Below are 24,432 nucleotides of genomic sequence, written 5' to 3' on the forward strand. Positions count from 1 at the left end.
TTATACTTAAAAATAGGTAGTTCATTTTTTAAATTTGAATTACCTATTTTTACTATAGTAAAGGTCTATATTTATTGATTTATTGATGAAGATTCAAGATAAAAATTTTTATCGTTCTCTTTATAAATAGGTAGTGTAAATTTAAAACAAGAACCTTTGTTATCTGTATCTTCAATCCAAATGTTTTCACCGTGCTTGTCAATAAACTTTTTACACATAACAAGACCAAAACCTGTTCCTTTCTCGTTTTCAGTTCCTAACCTTGTTTTATTAAAATCAATATGAAATAAGTTATTCTTATCGTTTTCATTTAAACCAATCCCATTATCTAAAACTGTTATTTCTAGTTTGTCATTTTTAAATACTGAAAACACCTCAATTTTACCACCAATTTTAGTAAATTTTATTGCATTAGAAATGAGATTTCTTAAAATAGCTGCGACCATATTTTTATCAGCATAAATAATTGCATTCGCAGGATGAAATGTTTTTATAACAATTTTTTTCGTTTCAAAGAGATCTTTCATTTGTGCAATTACATCTTCACAAATAGTTGAAATATCACAAATTATTGGATTATAACCTATTTGCCCCATTTCATTTCTTGCCCAATTCAAAAGGTCTTCAAGCAAGTTAAAGGTGTTTTTTGCTTGTGCGTTCATACCAAGAATTAGTTCTTCTGACTTTTCAAGGTCAAAGGATCTCATTTTAGTTATTAATAAATTGGTAAAACCTAAAATAGCATTAAATGGAGCTTTTAAATCATGTGCAATTATTGAAAGTATTAAATCCTTTGAAGCGATTTCTTTTTCAAGTTCTTTAGTTTTTATTTTAAGGCTATTTTCTAATTCATGATTATATTCAGAAATGTATTTATAGAGTTCATCTTTAAATATTAAGCCTTTAAATACACCTTTTTCACTTACAGGAAGTACATTTTTGTTGGTAGCTTCCATCTTTAATAGTGCTTGTTTAATGCATTCTTCAGAATCAATTAATTCAGTTTTTTTTAAGCAATCTATTACTAAGGTCTTTTGATTAAAAATGATATCTTCTGTTGAAATCACTCCTAAAAACTCATTACATTCCTCAACAACAATAGCTTTATTTTTAAGTAAATCTCCCTTAATAGCATTCACACCGGAGTAAGGATTCACCGTAGAGAAATTTTTTCTTATGAAATGCTTTATTTTCATATCTACTCTTCTTCAATTACATCATATGAAATTTTAACCTTGAAATCAACTTTTACAATCTCCTGTTCTGACACGTAGGGAAATACGTTTGAAGCAAGTATTTTTAATATTTTCTCTTTTGGCATTTTAACTAATATTCGTTTATTAACAAATACACAACTAACATTTTCATGGTCAGTATCTATAACTTCAAAACCATTTGGAATTAATAGGTTAAAGGATTTTGAAATACCTTGTTTACCATGAGGAGAGTGTTTTCCTAAAACTAAAATATCTTCAAAAGGCGGTAATTTTATCTCTTCAAATTTAAGGCTTACAGAATACTTTATGCTATTTTTCATATCTTGGGTTGATTAATTTTTTAAAAATAATCAAACTAATTAATTTTACAAAAAATACTTGGTTTAGAATGATTATAAATTAAATGTTTCATTGTTTTTGTGAAGAGCTAAGCATATTATATTCAGAATAATAAGTGGTACATTATAGTCTTTAATATTCCAAAGTAGTGTGTTAATTATTTTTTTACTGATGACTGTAATATTAGATTATGCATTATATGTTTAAACAGGTTAAGAATAAGTTCAAAGAAAAGGTAAAGAAACACTTCAGCTACCTTAAAAAAAAATAGTAGATGAGCTATATAAATTAAAAGATATAGTGTGTATATTTACTAATCATAAATAATATTTAAATGGAAATATACGAAATTCAAATCATTGAAACGATTATTGTTATTGTTGTCTTTTTAATTTTAAAATTGATAGCTAAACGTATCATTGGTAAAGTTGGGGCTCGATTTAAATATCAATCAGGACGCATAAAAATCACAAATAAGATTGTGGTTGTTTTGTTGGTAATGCTACTCACCACTATTTTAATGCTTATTTGGGGTGTTAATCAGTCTGAGTTGTTTATGTTTCTTTCATCGGTATTAACAATTTTGGGAGTTGCATTTTTTGCACAATGGTCTATTATTTCAAATATTACTTCAACATTAATTATTTTTTTTAATCACCCTATTAAAATAGGAGATTCATTAACAATAATGGATAAAGAGTATCCTATTGAAGGAAGGTTAAGTGATATTGGTATTTTCTTTATTATCATAAAAACAAAAGACAACAAAAAAATAACCATTCCAAGCAATGTTTTTATGCAGAAAATGGTTAAAAAAGAAGATGTAGATTAAACTAACTTTCTTTTTGTATTAATAACTTTAACTTAATCTAAATTAGGAAGGTTAAAATTAGTTAAAACACTTGGTAATTTCATAACTGCTTCAATAGCTTCAGAAGTTCTTGGAGCCATTTCTGATAAATTTACAGGACCATTTTTTGTGACTAAAATATCATCTTCAATTCTAACAGCTATTCCCCACCATTTTTCATCACAATCACTTCCTTTTGGTATATATATTCCTGGTTCCATAGTAACAACCATATTTTCCTCGAATTTTTGATAATTCCCAGGATCGTGAACATCTAAACCAATATGGTGAGAAGTTCCGTGCGGAAAATACGTATGTGTTGCTTTGGCACTTTTAATAATTCCTAATTTATACAAGCCTTCATTAATAATTTTAATAGCAACTTTATTTGGCTCTCGCATTGAGGTTCCAATGGTGTATTTTTGAATACCTGCTTCTTGTGCTTTGTATACCAAATCGTAAATTAATTTTTGTTCAGTTGTGAACTTACCATTTGCAGGAATTGTTCTGGTAACATCAGCTGTATAACCTCTATATTCAGCCCCTAAATCCATCAATACCAATTCACCATTTCCAACTACTGTTTTATTATTTTCAATATAATGCAAAATACAGCCATTCCCTCCTGCTCCAACTATTGAAGGATACCCTTCATATTCAGCACCATATTTTTTATATACAAATTCGTGCACACCTTGCACTTCGGCTTCAGACATTTCAGAGTGCATTGCTTTCATAATTTCTAACTGTCCAACGGCTGAAATTTCTACAGCCTTTTTTATTAACACCAGTTCATCCTTTGTTTTAACTTCGCGCAGCGTAGCCATTATAGTACGAAGTTTTTTAGTGTCAATTCGCTTTGTTTTTTCTTCCTGAATTTTATCAGTAGTTGGTGAACTTAAAGAATTTAAATCGTATGATATTTTTTCTTTGAACGTTTTAATAAGATCAAATAAATCGGCTTTATCACGTGGATTGTCACGAACATCATTATGAAATTCTTCAAACAAAATTTTATCAAACTTAGAAAAATCAATATCAAAACTACTAAATTCACTTCCGTTATAAGCAAGTCTAAACCCTAATTCATCTTGAGCACCTAAAGTTCCCATTCGCTTGCCATTCCACATTTCAGCAAATTCATTACGTTCTTGTACAAAAATCAATTCATTGTATGTTGTATTTCCGCTAGTTTGTTCTTCTTTAAAAATTAATACCAACGCATTTGGCTCTCTATACCCAGTTAAATAATAAAAATTAGGATCTTGATGGTACACATAATCTACATCATTTGCTCTATTTCTAACAGGATTTGCAAAATATACAGCGACACTATTTTCTGGTAAAAGCTCCCGAAGCGCTTCCCTTCTATTTTCATGAAATTCTCTAGATAAAAAATCTTGTGGTATTTCATGATTTTGAGAATAACTAGTTGTGATGCTAAGAAATAAGATTAAGAAGAAATAAAAATAAGATTTCATATTTTTAAGAAAAAAGCGTTAAATTTTGTCAAATATAAGCAAAAGATAGTTTTTGCTTAATAAGCATTAAAATATTTACAATAATAGATCACCAATGCTGTAAATATGATGTTTTTATGATAAATTAATATCACAGCTATTCTGTATAATTTGTTAATTTAGCGCAACAAAATAACTATTAATGAAGAATACAGCTTTAACTCACATTCACGAACAATTAGGAGCAAAAATGGTTCCATTTGCAGGTTACAATATGCCTGTACAATATGAAGGTATTAATATTGAACACGAAACTGTTAGAAACGGTGTTGGTGTTTTTGATGTTTCTCATATGGGAGAGTTTTTAATTGAGGGTGAAAAAGCCTTAGAATTGATACAAAAAGTAACTTCTAACGACGCTAGTAAATTAGCAATTGGCGATGCGCAATACAGTTGCTTACCTAATAAAACTGGCGGAATTGTAGATGATTTAATTGTATATAGAGTTAAAGAATTTACCTATTTATTAGTAGTAAATGCTTCTAATATTGAAAAAGATTGGAGTTGGATTGCTGAAAATAATACGATGAATGCTGAAATGAAAAATATTTCAGAAGGCTATTCATTATTGGCTATTCAAGGACCTAAAGCGGTTGAAGCCATGCAAACTTTAACTTCGGAAGATTTATCGGCTATAAAATTTTATACATTTAAAGTAGGTGATTTTGCAGGTATTGAAAATGTAATAATTTCAGCAACAGGTTATACAGGCTCTGGCGGATTTGAAATTTATTGTAAAAATAGTGAAGTTGAGCAAGTTTGGAATAAGGTTTTTGAAGCTGGAAAATCGTTCGGAATTAAACCTATTGGATTGGCTGCACGTGATACCTTACGTTTAGAAATGGGTTATTGTTTATACGGAAATGATATTAATGACACTACTTCTCCTTTGGAAGCTGGTTTAGGTTGGATTACAAAATTCACAAAAGATTTTACCAATTCAGAAGCGTTAAAGCAACAAAAAGAAACAGGTGTAACAAAAAAACTTGTAGCTTTTGAATTAACTGAAAAAGGAATTCCTCGTCAGCATTATACAATTGTTGACGCTGAAGGTGCTACTATTGGTGAAGTTACATCAGGAACTATGAGTCCTTCATTAAAAAAAGGGATTGGTTTAGGATATGTTAAAACAGCTTTTTCGAAACGCGATACCGAAATTTTTATACAAGTTCGTAAAAAAGCAATTCCAGCAAAAATAGTTAGATTGCCTTTTTACAAAGGGTAAATAAAAATAGACAATAAAAAGGCTTTCTAGAGAGAATTGAAATCGTCACTGTGAACTCATTCGAAGAATTCATTGAGAATCTTAAAATCATAGATTAATGAACATTCAACTTTTCAGAAAGCCTTTTCTATAAATTAAAACCCTCAGGAATTTTACCTTTCACACCACGATAAAAATTATAAATAAAATTCATGTCTTTTTCCATATCATTTGTTAAATAATAAGGTTCAGAAATTTCAACTTGTTTCTTGCCAAAATCAAATGTCATCATTACAATTGGCACATTTGCTCCTTTTGCAATATGATAAAATCCTGTTTTCCATACATCTACCCTTTTTCTTGTTCCTTCAGGTGACAATGCTAAAATAAATTGCTCTCGACTGTTAAAAAGTTCTACAATAGCATCTACTCTATTGGCACTTTTACTTCTGTCAACAGGAGTTCCGCCTAAAGCTCTAAATATAAAACCAAACGGGGGGGTAAATAAAGAAGCTTTTCCTATAAAATTAGCAGGAACTTTTTGCGTTAGCTTTATTGCTAATCCTAAAAAAAAATCTTGCCAATGCGTATGTGGCGCACCAATTATAATGTACTTTTTAATAGTTGTTGGGCATAAACCAATGGTTTTCCAACCAAATAACTTATGAAAAATAAAACTTGTAATTGATTTCATATAAGTGTTAATAACTCAACTTTTAAAGTTTATTAGTTGGTTATGGAAGCAAAGATAAAAACAATAAATAATAAACCTAACTTTGTTCTGGTTCTTCCGTAGTGGATAATGTATTGTCTTCGAGAGACTCTAACTTAAATTTCATTTTATCAGTAAAAAACTCAATTGGTAAATATTGCTCACTAAATTTTTTTTGAATAGGATTAAACCATTTTACCTTTAAAAGGTTTTTAGAAACCTGTCTTTTTAATTTGCCCCCCTCATAATACATGTCTTTTTCATCATTTTTCTTTAAGCCACACATTACAAAATCAGGAGAAGCATAATTTACAACATATTGAATAGTTGATTTTATGTTATCCTTTTCTATTACTCCTTTTTTTTCTGTTATTTTTTTAGATGAACGCTTCTTATAAATTTCTATTTTTTTTGTTATAAACCTAACTATTCCTCCAAATTTGTATACTAATGGGTTTTGAAAATAACTTTGTATCTCTTTAATTATTGTATCAGTATCATCTCTCAAATCACCAATATCCGATATTCTCTCAATTTTTAATTTTTTATATGATCTTAAAAAACTTTCATAAATTGTGTTTTCAGTAAATTGACTTTTATCATCATCAAAATAAACACACACATATTTTACATTGTCAGATATTTTTTCCCCTGATTCTTCATCATGAGTTCTTTTTTTATTATTTTCAATAAAAACTTCTTTCACCATCATTACAGGAGGTACATACTTACTATCTCCTTGTATTCTGAAATCATTAAATAACGGGTGAGTTTTAAAAGTAACAATACTTCCTACAACATATTTATTTTTCATATTAATTTTTTCTTTAAAATTAATTAAAAATCTTAAATTTACAATATAAAGTAAGAAAGTTCTTTAGTTAAAGGAAATAAAACATTTATTGAACTGTTGTATTGATTTTTTCAATCACTTAATCCAACCTTTTATTTTTAAAAGGGTTAATAAATATGGAGATTAAGAATTTTGTAAATTTCTTCAATTAAACAAATATTAAACGTTAAATAATTGTTAATTATCAGAAATGTAAGTATATCTTCTAAGAGTTGAACCAACTCCTGGGATGCATCCCAAGGGTTGCAGACTATCAGTATGGCTTCTATAGCTTTCAGTAATATATTTATCATCTTTTGTTTATTTAATTTAGACAAAGATATGTACTAAGTCAGCGTGAGTCGAGAATTCGGCTAATGGTTCAATCTTCAAAAGATGTAGGTTTTATTTCATTATAAATACGTGCGAGAACTTTTCTTACTTTTTAATAGCTATGAGAAAAGAAAAAGATTGGTTTAAAGATCGGGGTTACCCTCATTTTTCTAACAAAACACCATTGTCAGTTAGAAAAAATATACAGCGTTATGTTTTAAATCCTCAAAAGGTTTCTAAACATTCTTTTTTGCCGCTTATTTATAAAGAAATAAAGCAAAGAAGGTATAAAGTATCTAGTTTTAATGGAGAAATTAAACGCTCGCATAAAAAGGTTGAAAATGGTAAAATAGTTTCAAATTCTAAAATCAGAAAAATACTATATGCTTCACATCTAGATGCTCATGTATATTCATTTTATGCGCAACAAATAATAGCTCCCAAATATGAAAAATACTTAGCTAAAAATATTGTTTTATCTAATTCAATAACCGCTTATAGGAAACTAGAAACAGATGATAAAGTTAAGTTCAAAAATAATGTACATTTTGCTAAAGATGTTTTTGATGAGATTAAGAAAAGGAAAAATTGTGTAACATTAGTTTTAGATATAGAAAACTTCTTCCCTACTCTTAATCATAAGAAATTAAAATTAGCTTGGGCAAAACTGCTAGGAACTAAAACATTACCAAAAGACCATTACAACCTTTTTAAAGCAATTACTAGGTTTTCATATGTTAAACTGAAAGATTTAAAAACCAAGAAAGGCCATTTTGATGAAAAAGAGCTATCAAGATTAAAGAAACTTGGTAAACATACTTTTTTTGAAAACATTAAAGATTTAATTGATTCCGAAATAATTATTCATAAAAATCAAGTTAAAAAAGATGGAAAATTAATTGGAATTCCACAAGGGTTACCTATTAGTGCTTTATTAGCTAATATTTATATGCTTTCTTTTGATGAAGCTATAATTGAAAGGTTAACTTTAAAACATAATGTATTTTACAGAAGGTATTCTGATGATATTGTTGTTATATGTGGTAAAGATCAAATTTCTATGATAGAAAAGACTGTTGAAGAGGAAATTGATAAAATTGATTTAGTTATATCTCTTGAAAAAACTGAAAAGACATTGTTTAAATTAAATAATGGAAGATTACAATGTTATAAACTTGAAAACGAAAGAATTGTAGAAAACATTCCTTTGAATTATCTTGGTTTTGAATTTTACGGCTACCAAACTTTAATAAAATCTAAAAATTTGGCTAAGTTTTACAGAGAAATGAAACACACTGTAAAACGTAAATATAAACGTGTTGAACATATTAAAGAAAAACATTTATTAGATGAAGCACCTTTGTTTAAACGTAAGTTGTATAGGCTTTACAGCTTTAAAGGTGTTGATTCCAGATTTTTGCCATCTAAAAGAACAGAATTTATAGAGGGAAAAGCAGTTACAACTCCTTTCGAAAGAAAATTTAGAGGTAACTACTTGCGCTATGCTTATAGAGCTGCAGATGACCTTAATGCTCCAGAAATCAAAAGGCAATTAAAAAATCATTGGAAAATACTTCAAAAAACAATATCAAAATATGAATTTTCTAATTCAAAAAAAGAAACTGAATAAAATATTTATAAGCATATTTTATTACTTTTACAATATACTTTATAAGATATGAATGAATATATAATTTTTGTGGTATTAGTATTGGTTTTTGCTGCTATTGGCTTTATTATTGGGAAACTTCTCACTAAAAACAACTTAGAAAAAGTAACTTCAGAACTAGAAATTAAAAATAAACTATTACTTGAAGAAAAGGTACTTAACAGTGACACAATCAATTTATTAAATGAAGAAAAAAGCAACTTAAATGCACAGAAACATGAAATTGATTTAAAGTATACACAAAAGGTGTCAGAGCTGAAAAACTTAGAAGAAAAACTACTTGAAAATAAAAATGAAGTATCTAAATTACAAGAAAAATTCACCAAAGATTTTGAATTATTGGCTAGTAAAATTTTAGAAGATAAGTCCGCTAAATTCACTGAGCAAAATCAAGAAAATATAAAAAGAATTCTAAATCCTTTACAGGAAAGAATTCAAACTTTTGAAAAAAAGGTAGAAGATACGCATAAAGAAAGTATTGATTATCATGCTGCTTTACGTCAACAAATTGTTGGTTTAAAAGATTTAAACCTTCAAATGAGTAAAGAAACCCTTAATTTAACCAAAGCTTTAAAAGGAGATAGTAAAGCGCAAGGAAACTGGGGCGAATTGGTCTTAGAACGTGTTTTAGAAAAATCAGGCTTAGAAAAAAATAGTGAATATTTTGTACAGCAAAGCTTTGTAAATGATGAAAATAAGCGAATTATGCCCGATGTTGTTATTCATTTACCAGACGATAAAAAAATGATTATCGATTCAAAAGTATCGTTAACAGCTTACGAACAATATGTAAATGCCGATACAGAAGAAGAAAAATCAGTATTTTTAAAAGAACACGTAAATTCATTAAAAAGACATATTGAACAGTTAAGTGAAAAAAAATATGAAACTATTTACGAAATAGATTCACCCGATTTTGTATTGCTATTTATACCTATTGAACCAGCATTTGCTATTGCTTTAAATAGTGATAACCAACTGTATAACAAAGCTTTTGAAAAAAATATTGTAATTGTTACACCAACCACGCTTTTAGCAACATTGCGTACTATTGATAGTATGTGGAATAATGAAAAGCAACAGCGAAATGCTATTGATATTGCAATTCATGCAGGACGATTGTATGATCAGTTTGTAAACTTAACCAACGATTTAATTAAAGTTGGAAATCAACTAAAAACAGTCCAAGGTTCTTATGATGTTTCTATGAAAAAATTAACAGGTACAGGAAATCTTATTAAAAAAGTTGAGAAGATTAAAAAATTAGGGGCAAAAGGTACTAAGAACTTTAATGATCGACTGTTAGAGAGAGCTTTAGAAGATGAAGATTAAAAAAAAAGCTCTAAATTAAATTTTAATTTAGAGCTTTTTTAGGGCTTTATGGTATTATTTTATCGGTGAAACAGGGTATTTCTTAAATAATTTTCTAATTCCTTTTGGAATTGTTTTAGCTCTTTTATTTGCATTTGTGTTAATTGTTTTTATAGAAACACCTTGCCAAACTAACTTTTTTGAACTTGTATCATATATATCAATTACAAAAGTTCCAACTTGATAATCGTTTTCACTATATGTTGTTGTTGCATAACCCATGCCCCAACCCCATCCAGGTCTGTAATACCCTCTTCCGTAACCGTAACCCATTCCCATGCCTCCGTTAAAGTTAGTATAAGCAGTAGTACTTGTTTTATTATCTATCACAAAAAAAAGTGTCACTATTACATCTGCATCAGATGCTTTGTAAGTCATGCCTCTACTAGCAAATTCAGCCTGTAAAGATTCTTTTATACGTTTTTTATCAATATCATTAATTATTTTACCGCTATCATCTTGCCAACCACCAAAACTATATGTTTTATATGTAGTAAAATCAGCTTCTTTATCGTAATCGGAAGATACTTGTGCTACTACTGGCTCAAATAAAAAAATTGAAAATATAATTACAATAAAACTTTTAAATACATTTTTCATTTGATGTTATTTTAAATTATCCTAACAAATTTATAGGAAGAAATTTAAAAATATCTTAAAAATTTGTGAAAAATAAGAATTTTCAATAGAAAATAAATGAAGTATAGCTTAATAAATTATAAAAAAGCCCATTTCATTTTTTTTTGAAATGGGCTTTAGAACATTAATTCAAATGTAATTCAATAGTACAGTTTTGGTTGGTTTTAACTACTCTTAATTGCTTAGAATAATTTAGTAAATATTGAATTATTTCTTTTCTTGGTTGTTCCTCACAAGAAGTCTTTTCAGTGTAAAGTTTCATCATATAATATCTTTTTATACTATATCAACGATGAAATTATCTGTTTATTTTAATTTACCAAACTAATTTGGTATTTATCCACCAATTTTCTTAAATTTATTAACGCATAGCGCATTCTTCCTAACGCCGTATTTATACTAACATTGGTATTTTCAGCAATTTCTTTAAAACTCATATCTTTGTACATGCGCATTAATAATACTTCTTTTTGATCATCGGGTAATTCCGAAATCAACTCTTTAACATCGTCTAAAATTTGATTTTGTATCAATTGTTTTTCAACATTTAAAACTTCATCACTAATCACTGAAAAAATATCAAAATCATCAGTATTATTAAATTTAGGGATGCGTTTATTTCTTCTGAAATGATCAATAACTAGGTTATGAGCAATGCGCATAACCCAAGGTAAAAATTTACCTTCTTCATTGTAATTCCCTTTTTTTAAGGTGTTAATTACTTTTATAAAAGTATCCTGAAAAATATCTTCAGCAACTTCCCTGTCTAAAACTTTTGATTGAATAAAACCAAATATTCGTTGTTTATGACGTATAATAAGAATCTCTAAGGATTTCTCGTTTCCATAAATATAATTGCTAACTAAAACGCTGTCAGTTATAACTTTACTTTCCATATTAAATACAGTTTAAAGGGTGTAATTTGTATTTGTTTAATTGTATAAAAAGTAATTGTATGTTATAAGCGTTTGTTTAAAGTTTGAATTTCAAATATCATGTATTTTTTTTGAAATCCCAAATTTAATAGTGTTTAAAGCTTATTTTAACACAAAATCGAATGAAACCTTACTGTTAATTCTGAAATTTTGTAGTTATCTTTGCATTTATCTACTATTTTTAAAGAAAATGACAAAAAACCTAGCAGCATTAAATCCAAAAGAAAATATTCTAATAAAAGGAGCTAAACTTCATAATTTAAAAAATATTGATGTTGCAATACCTAGAAATAAACTAGTTGTTATCACTGGGCTTTCTGGTTCAGGAAAGTCTAGTTTGGCTTTTGATACGTTGTTTGCTGAAGGTCAGCGAAGATATGTTGAAAGTTTATCGTCTTATGCCCGTCAGTTCTTAGGAAGGTTAAACAGGCCAAAAGTTGATTATATTAAAGGTATTGCTCCTGCCATTGCTATTGAACAAAAAGTAAACGCTACAAATCCGCGTTCTACCGTTGGAACTTCAACAGAAATATATGATTATTTAAAATTATTGTATGCCCGAATTGGTAGTACCTACTCTCCTATTTCAAATAATGAAGTAAAAAAACACACGGTTAGTGATGTTGTTAATTATGTAAAAGAACTAACATTAAAAACAAAATTATTATTGTTATCACCTGTTCATATTCCAAGTGATCGAAGTGTGGTGCAAACGTTGAAAATTTTAGCGCAACAAGGGTATTCAAGAATAAAATACAAAGGTGAAGTTATTAGAATTGAAGAAGTTAATAGCGAAATTGAACACGATTTTTATTTAGTTGTTGATCGTATTGTGGTAAAAGATGATGAAGATTTTTTTAATCGCTTAGCTGATGCTATTCAAACTGCTTTTTTTGAAGGTAAAGGCGAATGTATTTTAGAATTTGTTGAAAATCAAAAACAAACGTTGTTCAATAATAAATTTGAATTAGATGGCATTCAGTTTTTAGAACCTAATACGCATTTGTTTAGTTTTAACAATCCGTATGGTGCTTGTCCTACTTGTGAAGGTTACGGAAATGTAATTGGAATAGATGAAGATTTAGTAATACCTAATACTTCCCTTTCTATTTATGAAGACGCTATTTTACCATGGAAATCAGATTCTTTTAAAAAGTTCAAGGACGATTTAACAACGCACGCTTATAAATTTAACATTCCTATTCACAAACCTTGGTTTGAAATTCCAGAAAAAGCAAAAGAACTTATTTGGAATGGAAATTCAAGTTTTGAAGGCTTGCATTCATTTTTTAAATTTTTAGAAGAACAAAGTTATAAAATTCAATACCGAGTAATGCTTTCTCGCTACCGAGGAAAAACAAAATGTACTACTTGTAACGGTAAACGATTAAGAACTGAAACTGATAATGTAAAAATTAGTGGTAAAAATATTAGTGAATTAGTTGATTTACCTTTAAATGAATTGGCTCAGTTTTTTAAAACATTACAACTTAAAACTCACGAGCAAAATATTGCCAAGCGTTTGTTGGTTGAAATTAATAATAGATTGCAATTTTTGAATGATGTTGGACTAAATTATTTAACGTTAAACAGAACTTCAAATACGTTGTCTGGTGGTGAAAGTCAGCGAATTAACTTAGCAACTTCTTTAGGAAGTAGTTTAGTAGGCTCTATGTATATTTTAGATGAACCAAGTATCGGATTACACCCTAAAGATACCGAGCGTTTGATACAGGTACTGAAAGATTTACGTGATTTAGGAAACACAGTAATTGTAGTTGAACACGATGAAGATATTATGAAAGCTTCAGATTTAATTATTGATATTGGCCCTGAAGCAGGAACTTTTGGTGGAAACATAGTTGCTGAAGGTACTTATGATGAAATTTTAAAAGCAGATTCTTTAACAGGAAAATATTTGAGCAACAAACTTCAAATTGAAGTACCTAAAAAGCGACGTACTTCAACATATAAAATTGAAATTATTGGAGCTAGAGAAAACAATTTAAAAAATATCAATGTTACATTTCCTTTAAATAGTTTAACTGTTATAACAGGTGTTTCTGGAAGCGGAAAAAGTACATTGGTAAGCAAAATTCTATATCCTGTAATTCAGAAAAAAATTGGCGGTTACGGAGAAAAAGCAGGTCAATATACTGAGGTTAAAGGTGATTTTTCTAAAATTGAACACATAGAATTTATCAATCAAAACCCAATTGGACGCTCAAGTAGATCAAATCCGGTAACATATATTAAAGCGTACGATGATATTCGTGCGTTATTTGCTTCAGAAAAATTATCAAAAATAAGAAATTACCAGCCTAAACATTTTTCATTTAATGTTGAAGGTGGACGCTGTGAGATTTGTAAAGGTGAAGGTGAAGTAACTATTGAAATGCAATTTATGGCTGATGTTCATTTGGAATGTGAGACATGTAAAGGTAAACGGTTCAAAAAAGAAGTTTTAGAAGTTAAATTTCATAAAAAATCAATTAATGATATTTTAAACAGCACTATAGATGATGCTATTACATTTTTTAACAATCATCAAGAATTTAAAATTGTACGGAAATTAAAACCGTTACAAGATGTTGGTTTAGGGTACGTAACCTTAGGGCAGTCTTCGTCAACTTTATCTGGTGGTGAAGCGCAACGTATTAAATTGGCTTCTTTTTTAGTAAAAGGAAGTAATCAAAGTAAATCATTATTTATTTTTGATGAACCAACAACAGGTTTGCATTTTCATGATATTAAAAAATTATTAAAATCATTCAATGCTTTAATTGAAAACGGGCATTCTATTATTGTTATTGAACACAATATAGATCTTATTAAATGCGCCGATTATGTAATTGATTTAGGGAAAGAAGGTGGTAAAAATGGAGGTTCTTTGTTATTTCAGGGTACGCCTGAAAAACTAATAAAATCTAAAGAATCATATACAGCTCCCTTTTTAGCTAAAAAATTAAAACAATAAAAAGCAATTGTATGTATACTTATAATACTGTACAATTGCTTTCTAACCTAATTTAACCTTAACAAAACTACTGTTGTGGGGACATTGTTTTGTTTTTTATAACAAAGCGCAATTTTTAGGTTTTATTAATTCTCCTGAATTATTATTATAAGTAAAGTTTGGTGTTAAAGTATTAATGTATATTCTTTTAACAGCCATTTCTTTGTGGTCTTGACTCTTAATGACTTTTAAATGATTTGAATTTTCATTTTTTGTTAAGTCTGCTGGGGTTGATTTTAAAGTAGAATTCATTGTTGTGGGGTTATAAGGGGTTCATAATTAAATTCTTTTCTTTTAAAATCATCAAACTTAATTTTTAGGAATTAAGTTTGATGACCTTAATGGGGTTACTTAATCAACTGGGGTTCACACTGATTAATTCAAACATATTAAATTAAAACTCAGATTATTTTATTTGGGGTTTGATGTTTTAACACTGTAAATGTAAAAAAAAATATTTATAAAACAACCATTTATGCAAAATATTTTACCATTTGTTTATTTATTCGTGTATTTTATTGCTTTTAAAGTGTGTTTTGCTTAGGGGGGGGAAAGTAAATTATAGTAGAATTATATATGTTTTTAGAGACAATAATAGGTTGTTTTTTTTGTAGATAAAGTGCAAAAAAAAGAGATTCCTTAAAAAAATAAGGAATCTCAATTATTATTGTTGTAAAATATACAACTATAAGGTATAGATATTTTTAAGTAAAAAATTCAACTATTTTTCTTGTTCTTGAGCATTTATAATTTCAAGCTTACTTTTTGCCAATACAAAATCTGGAAACAATTTTATTGCACGTTCAAAACATAATTTCGCTTCAGGAGTCTTTTCCAAGCTTTGCGCAATCAATCCTTCCAAATAAGCAATTGCAGCTTTTACGCTTACATTTTGACTGTAATTTTGGTTGACTTGGAAGGTAACTTTCAACGTTTCGTTACCTGAAAGCTGGTCAGCTTTTTTTATGGTAGCATAAGCATCTTCATTTTTATTCATTCTAAATTGAATACTAGCCAATTTGTACCCTTGATAATTATCGTTTGTTATTGTGAATATATTCTCATAAGCCTCTAAAGCTTTTTCTAGAGCTCCCATAGATTCAAGTGAAACAGCATTCATTTCTAAAAGTTCTAAATTATCTGGCTTCGTTTTTAATAAATCATTGGTCACTAAAAAACAAGATACAAAATTACGCTTGTTAAAATAAATATAAGCCAAGCTGTCTTTATAGGTACTTTGTGGACCTTCTAAAGCAATAATATTATATATAGATGAAGTAATAATATTTTCATCATTGTATGTTTTTGCTAATTGTAATTTACTTTTTTCAAAAGCTATTGTTGTATTTTGTTGTGCAATAACAGAGGTTGTAATAATAAATGTTAAAATATAAATAAGGTTTTTCATGGTAAATATTGAATTATGTCGTAAAACTATTAAAATTAATAAACAAAATATCTAAATCTTTTCTTAAAAATTTAATTGTAAAATACAAAAAAAGGTCTGAAAAACAGACCTTTAAATTTTGGGTGGAAGACCGGATTCGAACCGGCGACCCTCGGTACCACAAACCGATGCTCTAACCAACTGAGCTACAACCACCATATTGCGGGTGCAAATATAAAACATTTCTTTTTTTATGCAAACATTTTTTTAGAATAAATCATCAAAAGATTTTACAGCTACATAACGTTCTGAATTAAAGCCTTCTGCATATTCAGTTCCTACCAATCTTCCTAAGTCTTGTGCTCGGTAAATGATACTGTCTAAAAAGTTTTTACTTGATATTGGAGAGCTTGGCTCTTTACTTTTAGGGTCGTAAAATTGTGAACTATAAGCTTTTACAGCATTTAATTTAACATCAATATACCCTGTTACATCAACAACAAAGTCTGGTTCTAAATTTTTCCATTGTATATAATGATATACTTGTTTTGGCCTCCAAGCATTTTGCAATGTCGCCTTATAAAATGTTTCAATTTTTCTTAATCCAGATAAAAAACAAGCGTCAGAAACTAATTTACTTCCTTTAGGATGATCAATATGGCGATCATCAATAGCATTACACAGTACAATATCTGGCTGATACTTTCTTATAATTTCAATAATTTCAAGTTGATGTTCTTTGTTATTTTCAAAAAAACCGTCTGCAAATTGTAAATTCTCTCTTATTGAAACACCTAAAATTTTGGCGGCTTTTGTTGCTTCATTATCACGAATTTCAGCAGAACCACGTGTCCCTAATTCACCACGTGTTAAATCTAAAATTCCTACTTTTTTACCTAAAGCTATTTCTTTAGCAATAGTTGCTCCACACCCCAACTCAACATCATCAGGATGTGCACCAATGGCTAATATATCTAATTTCATACTAAATCTTAAATTGTATATGGTACAAATATAGAATAATTTAAATCATCTTTTTTTGATATTTAACTAAGAAAAATACCTTTTTTAAGCGGTAATGAAAAACCCTAGAAAAGTAAGGTTTTTCAACAAACGGTATGAAAAACCTAATAAATGGTAGTTTTTATTTGTGTTTCCAAATAATGTTTTATATATTAGCTTCATATTTAGATTACTAACTAAATTTTAAGACCCCAAAATTATGAAAAAATCTTTAACCCTAACCCTACTTATCTTTACCATATCGTTTATTGGTTTTGCACAGGTTTCTCTTTCAGAAAAAAATGCATTAATTGATTTATTTGAATCAACTAATGGTGAACAATGGAATACAACTTGGAATTTAAATGCTGATGTAACTGATTGGTATGGTATAACTGTTTCTGATAATAAAATTACAGCAATTGATTTAACCATGAATAATTTGAATGGTACACTTCCAAAGTCCATTCAAAATTTAGTTTCTTTAAAAACATTGAATGTAGGTTTTAATCAAATTCATGGTGCAATTCCAACTGAAATTACTTCATTAGAAAATTTAGAAACATTGAATTTATTTATGAATCAATTCGAAGGTGAAATACCAACTAATATTGGGAATTTAACTAACCTAAAAGAATTATCATTATATAATAATTTTTTAAGCGGTACTATTCCATCTTCTATATACAATTTAACTTCTTTAGAAATTTTACAATTAAGTAGCAATAAATTATCTGGTAAATTTTATGCTGGTATTGCAAACTTAAATAAGTTAACAGTATTAAGTGTTTTTGACAATTCTATGTATGGTGATATTCCAACAGAAATTGGTCAATTAAACAATTTAAAAGAATTAGCATTGTCTAATAATTTATTTGAAGGTCAAATTCCTAGTGAATTATCTTTACTTACTAATTTAGAAATTTTACTATTAAATAATAATAGATTAACTGGTATTATTAATTCATCTATTAAAAATTTACCTCAATTAAAAGTGATAGAATTTGGTAATAATCCTAAAGAAGTTATTACAGAAGCATATCCACTAACACAAGCGACTATCTTACCTCAATAATTAATAAATTACGACAAAAAAAGCTATCCATTGGGTAGCTTTTTTTTTATGAAGATTTTAACATAGTTGCATCTGCAACCATTTTGGTATATAGTATATTTGTCAACAACAATCAAAACTCAAACCCATTATCAAAACAACAGATTTCAATCAAACCATAGCTCCTTGGCTTGGTAAAACCTCTAAATTAATGAATGCTTATATAGCTGATGTTTTTCATGAACACAATATAGCTATAAGCAAACAACAATGGATTATCTTGAAAATTTTAAGTGAAAACCATAAAGGAGTTATTCAAAACGAACTTGCTTTTATTACAGATAGAAATAAAGCCTCACTTACGAGATTAATTAATGGTATGGAGAAAAACCTACTAGTATCTAGAGTTCAATCTAAAAAAGATTCACGCAAAAACATTATTAATATCACAACCAAAGGAAGCGAGTTGTTTTTAAAAACAAAACCTTTAATATTAAATAGTGTTTTAAAAATTCAAGAGGGCATTACTGAAGATGAGATGAATAGTTTTATAAATATAATGTCTAAAATTCAATTAAATTTAAAAAAACAAACAATCTAGTTTAACAATCACCCAATTTATATATAATGAGAAAAGGAATTACCGTAATACTTGCCATTGTACTTTTAGCTGGAGCATCTTTTTTAGCTAAATATTTAATAGACAACAAACAAAAACCAAAACCACGTTTTAATAAAATAGTGAAAACGGTTTTTACTGAAACTGTAGAAAATAAGTCAATTCCTGTTTTAATTACAGCGAATGGAAATTTAGAGGCTAAAAATAAAATTGAAATTTATTCAGAAGTTCAAGGGGTGTTAATGCCAACTTCAAAAGATTTCAGACCAGGAACTTCATTTAAAAAAGGTGAAACTATCATAAAAATTAATAGTGATGAATTTTACGCGAATTTACAAGCTCAAAAAAGTAATTTATTCAATGTTTTAACGGCTATTATGCCTGATATAAGAATGGATTATCCTGAAGAATATGCTAAATGGGAAAAGTATATAAACAGCTTTTCAATAAATACACCTATTGCTCCGCTCCCATTAACAAATACAGATAAGGAGAAGTTTTTTATTTCTGGTCGTGGTATTTTAACGAGCTATTTTAATGTTAAAAACTTAGAAGCCAAATTGGCCAAATATAATTTAAGAGCACCTTTCAATGGAATTTTAACCGAATCTTTGGTAAATCCTGGTGCGTTGGTTCGTCCAGGTCAAAAACTTGGAGAATTTATCAATCCTTCAGTTTATGAAATTGGTGTTGCTGTAAAATCTGAATACCGAAATCTACTACAAGTTGGTAAAAATGTAGAATTATCCAATTTAGAAAAAACGAATTCTTGGGTTGGTAAAGTAGTTCGTATCAATGGTAAAGTTGATGCTGCTACACAAACTATTATGGCATTTATACAAGTTACAGGTGAAGCGTTAAAAGAAGGTCAATATTTAGAAGTTGTTTTAGAAGCAAAATCTGAAGAAAATGCTTTTGAAGTTTCAAGAAAATTACTGATTGATAATTCAAAATTATATATTGTAAAGGATACTGTGTTAGATTTAATTGATGTAGATGTTGCTTTTGAAAACAAGAACACGGTAATTGTAAAAAATCTTACTAATGGCACGCAGTTACTTTCAAAAGTAGTGCCTGGTGCGCATTCAGGTATGTTAGTGAAGGTTTATAACGAAAAACCTGCAGAATAATGAGAAAAATAATTACTTATTTTATAAAATTCCCCGTTGCAGTAAATATTTTTATTCTTGCATTTGTAGCTTTTGGTATTGTAGGTGCTTTATCTATGAAATCTTCTTTTTTTCCGCTAACAGATTCTCAAAATATCTCTATTAATTTAACCTACCCAGGTGCTTCTCCTCAAGAAATGGAAGAAGGTGTGGTATTAAAAATTGAAGATAATTTAAAAGGAATTGTTGGTGTTGATAGGGTTACATCGGTTTCAAGAGAAAATTCTGCAACTGTTAATATTGAAGTTATCAAAGGTAAAGATATTGATGTTGTTTTAGCCGATGTAAAAAATGCTGTAGACAGAGTTCCCTCCTTTCCTTCAGGAATGGAGCCTCCTGTGGTTGCTAAAATTGAAAATATAAGATCAACTATTAGTTTTATTATTACAGGTGAAAATTTAGACCTTGCAACACTAAAAGAATATGCTCGTATAGTAGAAAACGATTTAAGAAACATCGAAGGAATTTCTCAAGTTAGTCTTTCAGGTTTTCCTGACCAAGAAATTGAAATTGCTGTTCGAGAAAAAGATTTAAGAGCATACAATTTAACTTTTGCCGAAGTTTCAGCAGCTGTTAGTAGAACAAACCTATTAATATCTGGTGGAAATATTAAAACCGACGACGAAGATTATTTAATTAGGGCACGAAATAGAAATTATTATGGAAATGAAATTTTAAATATTGTTGTTAAAGCAGCGCCTACAGGTAATATTATTCGTTTACAAGATATTGCTGATGTAAATGATACCTGGTCTGAAACACCTGACAGGATTTTTTACAACGGTCAAAAATCTATTAATATTACGGTAAGTAATACCAATAGTGAGGATTTAATTAGTTCAGCTGCTAGCGTAAAAGAATATATTGAAAAGTTCAATCAACAATACGATAATGTTCAATTAAATGTTTCTAGTGATTCCTCAATTACTTTAACCCAACGTACAGAATTACTTAGAGATAACGCCATAATGGGGGTGCTTTTAGTTTTGTTCTTTTTAGCATTATTTTTAAATGTTCGTTTGGCTTTTTGGGTAGCTGCTGGTATTCCTATTGCTTTTTTCGGAATGTTTATGTTTGCGGCTAATTTAGGTATTACCATCAATGTTTTATCCTTATTCGGGATGATTATTGTAATTGGTATTTTGGTTGATGATGGTATTGTAATTGGAGAAAATATTTATCACCATTATGAAAAAGGAAAGACTCCTGTACAAGCTGCAATTGATGGTACATTAGAAGTGATTCCTCCAATTGTTTCAGCAATTTTAACAACAATAATTGCATTCTCAACTTTTTTCTTTTTAGATGGGCGGATAGGGAACTTTTTTAGTGAAGTATCTTTAGTTGTAATGTTAACTTTAGGCGTGTCATTAATTGAGGCTCTTATTATTTTACCTGCGCATATTGCACATTCTAAAGCATTGGTAAAAAAAGAGAAAAAAAGAAATAAGATAAACACCTTCTTTTTTAAGGTAAATCAAACGGCAGAAAAATACCTTTTTGCTTTTAGAGATGCTATTTATGTTCCATATTTAAAATTCTTTCTAAATAATAAAGCTTTAGGTTTTGCAATTCCTATTGCCTTGTTAATTTTTAGTATTGGTGGTCTTGGAGGCGGAATTGTAAAAACATCGTTCTTCCCTTCTATTGCAAGTGATCGAGTTTCTATCAATTTAAAAATGTTACAAGGTACTAATGAGAAAATAACAGATTCTATCATTTCTGAAATTGAAACTGCTGCTTGGGAAGTTAATGATGAGTACACTCAAAAACAAACGGGTAATGTGCCTGTTATTCAAAATATTATTAAACGAATTGGTCCTGGTTCAGCAAACGGAAGTTTAACCATTAATTTATTACCTGGTGAAACACGTGATTTTTCTTCACCTGAAATAAATAACGCCATTCGTGAAAAAGTAGGAACTGTTTATGGTGTTGAGAGTTTAACGTTTGGTTCTGGAGGAAATTTTGGAGGAAGCCCTGTTGCAGTGTCTTTGCTAGGGAATAATATTCAAGAATTAAAAGCTGCAAAAATTGAATTAAAAGAAGTTTTAAGCGAAAACCCTCTGCTAAAAGATATTACAGATAACGATCCTGCCGGAATTAAAGAAGTCCGAATTCAATTAAAAGACAACGCGTATTTATTGGGCTTAAACTTACAATCGGTTATGAGCCAAGTGCGTTCTGGATTCTTTGGTTTACAAGCGCAACGTTTTCAACGTGGACAAGATGAAATTAAAATTTGGGTACGTTATAAAAGAGAAGATCGCTCTTCCATTAAAAACTTGGATGATATGTGGATTACTACGCCTACAAATGCTAGAGTTCCTTTTTCGGAAATAGCAACGTATGAAATTGAACGTGGCGAGATTTTAATCAATCATTTAAGTGGTAAACGAGAAATTCAGGTTTCAGCAGATATGAAAACTCCTGGTGAAAGTGCTACAGATATTATTGATGATATTAAAAATACCATAATGCCTGAAATTGTTTCAAAATACCCCACAGTTTCAGCGGCTTATGAAGGACAAAATAGAGAGGCTAATAAAACGGTTAATTCCGCAAAAAAAGTTGGTTTTATAATTTTAGCGCTTATCTATTTAACCATTGCGTTTACGTTTAGATCGTACGATCAACCTATTTTACTATTGTTAATGATTCCTTTTAGTTTAATTGGAGTTGTTTGGGGGCACTGGATTCACGGTTTCCCTATAAATATTTTATCCTGGCTTGGTATTATTGCGCTAATTGGTATTATGGTGAATGACGGTTTGGTGTTGATTGAAAAATTTAATGGTTATTTAAAAGAAGGAATGAAGTTTGACGATGCGCTATTACAAGCAGGAAAATCAAGGTTTAGAGCCATTGTTTTAACAACTATTACAACGGTTGCTGGTTTAGCTCCATTATTGTTAGAAAAAAGCAGACAGGCGCAATTTTTAAAACCTATGGCAATTTCTATTTCATACGGAATTATGATTGCAACTGTACTAACGCTTGTAATGCTTCCTTTATTTTTATCTGTCGCAAATTCTATTAAAGTATTTGTTAAATGGATGATTACCGGCAAACCTGTTACAAAAGAAGAAGTTGAAAGAGCAATTATTGAGTTAAAAAGCAATGAAGATGAAAAAATGAACGAAAACGTTGATTTAAATGAAGATTTGGATAGAAAAATAATTACACAAAAAAACAAGGAAAATGAGTTATAAAAACAGCCTAATCATACTACTTTTCTTGAGTTTTTCGGTAAGTAGAGCTCAAGAACTTTTAACCAAGGAAACTGCTGTTGGCCTCGCTTTAGAAAACAATTACGGTATTCGAATTGCAGAAAATTCTGTAAAGATTGCTGAAAACAATGCTAGTATTTACAATAGTGGTTATTTACCTAGTGTTTTAGCAAATGGAGGTGCTAGTTATAGTAATGACAATTCAACAGCAACAAGACAAGATGGTAGTACTGTTGAAATTAAGCATGCAGAATCTTCTCGTTATAATGGATCCGTAGGTTTAAACTACACACTTTTTGATGGTTTAGGAAGGTCTTATAATTACAAAAGATTAAAGGAACAATACAATTTATCAGAATTAGAAGCCGAAACGGTAATTCAAAATTCTTTACTTCAAATTTTCACCAATTATTATGAAGTTGCGCGCATTACTGAAAATCAAAAAAACATTGCCGAATCCTTAATTATTTCTAAACAACGTTTAACAAGAATGACTTATGGTTTTGAATACGGTCAAAACACCAAATTAGAGGTTTTAAACGCTGAAGTAGATGTAAATAACGATAGTATTAGCTTAATTAACGAACAACGATTATTAGCTAATTCTAAGCGAAATTTAAATTTATTATTAGGAAGAAATGTAACTGAAGATTTTACCGTAGTTACCAATGTTGAATTTAATTTAATTTTTGAATTCAATCAGTTATTAGAAAAAGCAAAACAATACAATGTTGAAATTCAGAAGATTGATAAAAATATTGTAATTAGTGAATACGATATTAAAATAAGCAAATCTAGCCTTTACCCTTTTCTAAATTTAAATACGTCTTATGGCTTTAATCAATCTAACAACAATCAAACTTCGTTGTTTAAAACCTTAGAATCGGACGGGTTTAACGCTGGAGTTACTTTAAATTGGAATATTTTTGATGGCGGCTCAACAAAAACAAGAATTCAGAATTCTAAAATTAATGCAGAAAATGTGAAAGTTCAAAAAGAATTAGTTTCCAATGAATTAGAACGAAATGTTGCAAATGCATTAGAGATTTACAACAATGCTATTTTTATTATGAATGCTGAAGAAGTAAATGTTGAAACCAATAAACGCAATTTTGAAAGATCGGAAGAGCAATTTAAATTAGGTCAAATTACTTCTATTGAATTTAGATTGGCACAAGTAAATTTATTAAATGCACTATCTAACTTAAACAGTGCAAAGTTTGAAGCTAAAAATGCCGAAATTTTCTTAATCAACTTAACCGGAGATTTATTAAATATTCAATTTTAAATACTGAAAATTAACTATAAAAAAGGCTGTTTAAAAAATATTGAAA

The 24,432-nt window shown here is 28.9% G+C and carries 21 protein-coding genes and 1 tRNA gene; 10 read left to right on the forward strand and 12 right to left on the reverse strand.

The genetic code is table 11. The annotated features are described in order from the left end of the window. Nucleotides 1-71: 71 nt before the first annotated feature. On the reverse strand, nucleotides 72-1,196 hold the full coding sequence (locus CHB67_RS02450) for an ATP-binding protein (protein WP_089380143.1): 1,125 nt from the start codon (nucleotides 1,194-1,196) through the stop codon (nucleotides 72-74). A gap of 2 nt (nucleotides 1,197-1,198) precedes the next feature. Then, on the reverse strand, nucleotides 1,199-1,537 hold the full coding sequence (locus tag CHB67_RS02455; protein ID WP_176461192.1) for a hypothetical protein: 339 nt from the start codon (nucleotides 1,535-1,537) through the stop codon (nucleotides 1,199-1,201). A 353-nt stretch (nucleotides 1,538-1,890) separates the two neighbouring features. On the opposite strand from CHB67_RS02455, the gene CHB67_RS02460 reads away from it, so the two are divergent. Next, nucleotides 1,891-2,388 (forward strand): mechanosensitive ion channel domain-containing protein, encoded by a 498-nt coding sequence (locus CHB67_RS02460; RefSeq protein WP_089380144.1) that lies wholly within the window; start codon nucleotides 1,891-1,893, stop codon nucleotides 2,386-2,388. Between the two features lie 32 nt (nucleotides 2,389-2,420). On the opposite strand, the gene CHB67_RS02465 is transcribed toward CHB67_RS02460, so the two are convergent. Further along, nucleotides 2,421-3,887, reverse strand: coding sequence for an aminopeptidase P N-terminal domain-containing protein (locus tag CHB67_RS02465; protein ID WP_089380145.1), 1,467 nt, complete (start codon nucleotides 3,885-3,887; stop codon nucleotides 2,421-2,423). A 181-nt stretch (nucleotides 3,888-4,068) separates the two neighbouring features. Here CHB67_RS02465 and gcvT point away from each other — a divergent pair, with 181 nt between their 5' ends. Then, on the forward strand, nucleotides 4,069-5,151 hold the full coding sequence (gcvT, locus tag CHB67_RS02470; RefSeq protein ID WP_089380146.1) for a glycine cleavage system aminomethyltransferase GcvT: 1,083 nt from the start codon (nucleotides 4,069-4,071) through the stop codon (nucleotides 5,149-5,151). A gap of 127 nt (nucleotides 5,152-5,278) precedes the next feature. On the opposite strand, the gene CHB67_RS02475 is transcribed toward gcvT, so the two are convergent. Both CHB67_RS02475 and CHB67_RS02480 read right to left on the reverse strand, forming a co-directional pair. After that, complete coding sequence (locus CHB67_RS02475; protein ID WP_089380147.1) at nucleotides 5,279-5,824, reverse strand: 1-acyl-sn-glycerol-3-phosphate acyltransferase; 546 nt, start codon at nucleotides 5,822-5,824, stop codon at nucleotides 5,279-5,281. A 76-nt stretch (nucleotides 5,825-5,900) separates the two neighbouring features. Further along, the gene (locus CHB67_RS02480; protein WP_089380148.1) at nucleotides 5,901-6,656 is read right to left on the reverse strand and encodes a hypothetical protein; all 756 of its coding nucleotides are present in this window, start codon (nucleotides 6,654-6,656) and stop codon (nucleotides 5,901-5,903) included. A 472-nt stretch (nucleotides 6,657-7,128) separates the two neighbouring features. On the opposite strand from CHB67_RS02480, the gene CHB67_RS02485 reads away from it, so the two are divergent. Next, entirely contained in the window at nucleotides 7,129-8,637 is a 1,509-nt protein-coding gene (locus CHB67_RS02485) for a reverse transcriptase domain-containing protein (RefSeq protein WP_089380149.1), read from the forward strand. Nucleotides 8,638-8,685: 48 nt separating this feature from the next. Next, the gene (rmuC, locus tag CHB67_RS02490) at nucleotides 8,686-10,008 is read left to right on the forward strand and encodes a DNA recombination protein RmuC (protein WP_089380150.1); all 1,323 of its coding nucleotides are present in this window, start codon (nucleotides 8,686-8,688) and stop codon (nucleotides 10,006-10,008) included. Nucleotides 10,009-10,062: 54 nt separating this feature from the next. On the opposite strand, the gene CHB67_RS02495 is transcribed toward rmuC, so the two are convergent. From CHB67_RS02495 to CHB67_RS02500, 3 genes are all read right to left on the reverse strand, one after another. Further along, nucleotides 10,063-10,647, reverse strand: coding sequence for a DUF4136 domain-containing protein (locus CHB67_RS02495; protein ID WP_089380151.1), 585 nt, complete (start codon nucleotides 10,645-10,647; stop codon nucleotides 10,063-10,065). A 163-nt stretch (nucleotides 10,648-10,810) separates the two neighbouring features. Beyond that, nucleotides 10,811-10,951, reverse strand: a complete 141-nt coding sequence (locus tag CHB67_RS17125; RefSeq protein ID WP_176461193.1) for a hypothetical protein — start codon at nucleotides 10,949-10,951, stop codon at nucleotides 10,811-10,813. A gap of 46 nt (nucleotides 10,952-10,997) precedes the next feature. Beyond that, nucleotides 10,998-11,582 (reverse strand): RNA polymerase sigma factor, encoded by a 585-nt coding sequence (locus CHB67_RS02500; RefSeq protein WP_089380152.1) that lies wholly within the window; start codon nucleotides 11,580-11,582, stop codon nucleotides 10,998-11,000. A 229-nt stretch (nucleotides 11,583-11,811) separates the two neighbouring features. Here CHB67_RS02500 and uvrA point away from each other — a divergent pair, with 229 nt between their 5' ends. Further along, nucleotides 11,812-14,598, forward strand: coding sequence for an excinuclease ABC subunit UvrA (gene uvrA / locus CHB67_RS02505; RefSeq protein ID WP_089380153.1), 2,787 nt, complete (start codon nucleotides 11,812-11,814; stop codon nucleotides 14,596-14,598). A 96-nt stretch (nucleotides 14,599-14,694) separates the two neighbouring features. On the opposite strand, the gene CHB67_RS02510 is transcribed toward uvrA, so the two are convergent. From CHB67_RS02510 to bshB1, 4 genes are all read right to left on the reverse strand, one after another. Then, nucleotides 14,695-14,889, reverse strand: coding sequence for a hypothetical protein (locus CHB67_RS02510; protein ID WP_089380154.1), 195 nt, complete (start codon nucleotides 14,887-14,889; stop codon nucleotides 14,695-14,697). Nucleotides 14,890-15,358: 469 nt separating this feature from the next. Beyond that, nucleotides 15,359-16,045, reverse strand: a complete 687-nt coding sequence (locus CHB67_RS02515) for a tetratricopeptide repeat protein (RefSeq protein WP_089380155.1) — start codon at nucleotides 16,043-16,045, stop codon at nucleotides 15,359-15,361. 120 nt (nucleotides 16,046-16,165) lie between these two features. Then, nucleotides 16,166-16,241 (reverse strand) — tRNA-His (locus CHB67_RS02520). Between the two features lie 50 nt (nucleotides 16,242-16,291). Further along, on the reverse strand, nucleotides 16,292-17,008 hold the full coding sequence (gene bshB1, locus CHB67_RS02525) for a bacillithiol biosynthesis deacetylase BshB1 (RefSeq protein WP_089380156.1): 717 nt from the start codon (nucleotides 17,006-17,008) through the stop codon (nucleotides 16,292-16,294). Between the two features lie 238 nt (nucleotides 17,009-17,246). Here bshB1 and CHB67_RS02530 point away from each other — a divergent pair, with 238 nt between their 5' ends. From CHB67_RS02530 to CHB67_RS02550, 5 genes are all read left to right on the forward strand, one after another. After that, nucleotides 17,247-18,101 carry a leucine-rich repeat domain-containing protein gene (locus CHB67_RS02530; protein WP_089380157.1) on the forward strand — a complete coding sequence of 285 codons (855 nt, stop codon included), beginning with the start codon at nucleotides 17,247-17,249 and terminating at the stop codon, nucleotides 18,099-18,101. 190 nt (nucleotides 18,102-18,291) lie between these two features. Beyond that, a complete protein-coding gene (locus tag CHB67_RS02535; RefSeq protein ID WP_089380158.1) occupies nucleotides 18,292-18,681 on the forward strand; it encodes a MarR family winged helix-turn-helix transcriptional regulator in 390 nt (129 codons plus the stop codon). Nucleotides 18,682-18,707: 26 nt separating this feature from the next. After that, nucleotides 18,708-19,829, forward strand: a complete 1,122-nt coding sequence (locus CHB67_RS02540; RefSeq protein ID WP_089380159.1) for an efflux RND transporter periplasmic adaptor subunit — start codon at nucleotides 18,708-18,710, stop codon at nucleotides 19,827-19,829. Then, entirely contained in the window at nucleotides 19,829-23,080 is a 3,252-nt protein-coding gene (locus CHB67_RS02545; RefSeq protein ID WP_089380160.1) for an efflux RND transporter permease subunit, read from the forward strand. Before CHB67_RS02540 ends, CHB67_RS02545 begins: the two co-directional genes overlap by 1 nt. Then, nucleotides 23,070-24,386: a TolC family protein gene (locus tag CHB67_RS02550; RefSeq protein ID WP_089380161.1), complete on the forward strand. Its 1,317-nt coding sequence runs from the start codon at nucleotides 23,070-23,072 to the stop codon at nucleotides 24,384-24,386. The genes CHB67_RS02545 and CHB67_RS02550 overlap by 11 nt, the downstream gene beginning before the upstream one ends. Nucleotides 24,387-24,432: the final 46 nt, after the last annotated feature.

Source organism: Lutibacter agarilyticus, from assembly GCF_900188235.1.
In the GTDB taxonomy this organism is placed as follows: domain Bacteria; phylum Bacteroidota; class Bacteroidia; order Flavobacteriales; family Flavobacteriaceae; genus Lutibacter; species Lutibacter agarilyticus.

Bases quoted from the DNA above. Each gene is read 5' to 3' on its own strand.
- CHB67_RS02540 (WP_089380159.1), top strand. From the start codon at position 18,708: ATGAGAAAAGGAATTACCGTAATACTTGCCATTGTACTTTTAGCTGGA.
- gcvT (WP_089380146.1), top strand. From the start codon at position 4,069: ATGAAGAATACAGCTTTAACTCACATTCACGAACAATTAGGAGCAAAA.
- bshB1 (WP_089380156.1), bottom strand. From the start codon at position 17,008: ATGAAATTAGATATATTAGCCATTGGTGCACATCCTGATGATGTTGAG.
- CHB67_RS02550 (WP_089380161.1), top strand. From the start codon at position 23,070: ATGAGTTATAAAAACAGCCTAATCATACTACTTTTCTTGAGTTTTTCG.
- CHB67_RS02485 (WP_089380149.1), top strand. From the start codon at position 7,129: ATGAGAAAAGAAAAAGATTGGTTTAAAGATCGGGGTTACCCTCATTTT.
- CHB67_RS02515 (WP_089380155.1), bottom strand. From the start codon at position 16,045: ATGAAAAACCTTATTTATATTTTAACATTTATTATTACAACCTCTGTT.
- CHB67_RS02545 (WP_089380160.1), top strand. From the start codon at position 19,829: ATGAGAAAAATAATTACTTATTTTATAAAATTCCCCGTTGCAGTAAAT.
- CHB67_RS02495 (WP_089380151.1), bottom strand. From the start codon at position 10,647: ATGAAAAATGTATTTAAAAGTTTTATTGTAATTATATTTTCAATTTTT.
- CHB67_RS02465 (WP_089380145.1), bottom strand. From the start codon at position 3,887: ATGAAATCTTATTTTTATTTCTTCTTAATCTTATTTCTTAGCATCACA.
- CHB67_RS02535 (WP_089380158.1), top strand. From the start codon at position 18,292: ATGAATGCTTATATAGCTGATGTTTTTCATGAACACAATATAGCTATA.
- CHB67_RS02500 (WP_089380152.1), bottom strand. From the start codon at position 11,582: ATGGAAAGTAAAGTTATAACTGACAGCGTTTTAGTTAGCAATTATATT.
- CHB67_RS02455 (WP_176461192.1), bottom strand. From the start codon at position 1,537: ATGAAAAATAGCATAAAGTATTCTGTAAGCCTTAAATTTGAAGAGATA.
- rmuC (WP_089380150.1), top strand. From the start codon at position 8,686: ATGAATGAATATATAATTTTTGTGGTATTAGTATTGGTTTTTGCTGCT.
- CHB67_RS02475 (WP_089380147.1), bottom strand. From the start codon at position 5,824: ATGAAATCAATTACAAGTTTTATTTTTCATAAGTTATTTGGTTGGAAA.
- uvrA (WP_089380153.1), top strand. From the start codon at position 11,812: ATGACAAAAAACCTAGCAGCATTAAATCCAAAAGAAAATATTCTAATA.
- CHB67_RS02480 (WP_089380148.1), bottom strand. From the start codon at position 6,656: ATGAAAAATAAATATGTTGTAGGAAGTATTGTTACTTTTAAAACTCAC.
- CHB67_RS17125 (WP_176461193.1), bottom strand. From the start codon at position 10,951: ATGATGAAACTTTACACTGAAAAGACTTCTTGTGAGGAACAACCAAGA.
- CHB67_RS02460 (WP_089380144.1), top strand. From the start codon at position 1,891: ATGGAAATATACGAAATTCAAATCATTGAAACGATTATTGTTATTGTT.
- CHB67_RS02450 (WP_089380143.1), bottom strand. From the start codon at position 1,196: ATGAAAATAAAGCATTTCATAAGAAAAAATTTCTCTACGGTGAATCCT.
- CHB67_RS02530 (WP_089380157.1), top strand. From the start codon at position 17,247: ATGAAAAAATCTTTAACCCTAACCCTACTTATCTTTACCATATCGTTT.
- CHB67_RS02510 (WP_089380154.1), bottom strand. From the start codon at position 14,889: ATGAATTCTACTTTAAAATCAACCCCAGCAGACTTAACAAAAAATGAA.